Below are 467 nucleotides of genomic sequence, written 5' to 3' on the forward strand. Positions count from 1 at the left end.
CTCGAACTCATCGACAATCTGCTCGTCGACACGCGGCCGCGCGCCGCGGCGTTCTCGGTGGACGGCAAGCAATTATGGGTGTCGTCCGAAATCCGAGGCTCCGTCACGGTCTTCGACACAGCGACACGCGCTCAAACGGGTAAGACCGAGTTCGAGGTGCCGGGGATTCGGCGTGAGGGCGTGCAAGCGGTCGGCATCGAGATGTCACGCGACGGCGCGACTGCCTATGTCGCGCTCGGCCCGGCCAACAGGATTGCCGAGGTCGACACGAAGACATTCACGGTCAGGCGCCTCTATCTCGTCGGCCAGCGACCCTGGCATGTCGCGCTCTCTGACGACCAGAAGCAACTGATCAGCGCCAACGGCAACTCCGGCGACATCTCCTTCATCGACCTGGAGAACCAGGAGGTCGTGAAATCGCTGCCGGTGGGGCGCGGTCCATGGGGCGTCGTGATTGGCCCATGAAC

At 63.8% G+C, this 467-nt stretch carries 1 protein-coding gene; it reads left to right on the forward strand.

All coding sequences use genetic code 11. The features are described 5' to 3' along the window. Window positions 1-465 (forward strand): beta-propeller fold lactonase family protein (locus EN859_RS35335; RefSeq protein WP_145972003.1); only part of this gene is annotated, 465 nt, incomplete at its 5' end. Window positions 466-467 lie beyond the last annotated feature (2 nt).

The organism is Mesorhizobium sp. M00.F.Ca.ET.216.01.1.1 (assembly GCF_004010325.2).
Lineage (GTDB): Bacteria > Pseudomonadota > Alphaproteobacteria > Rhizobiales > Rhizobiaceae > Mesorhizobium.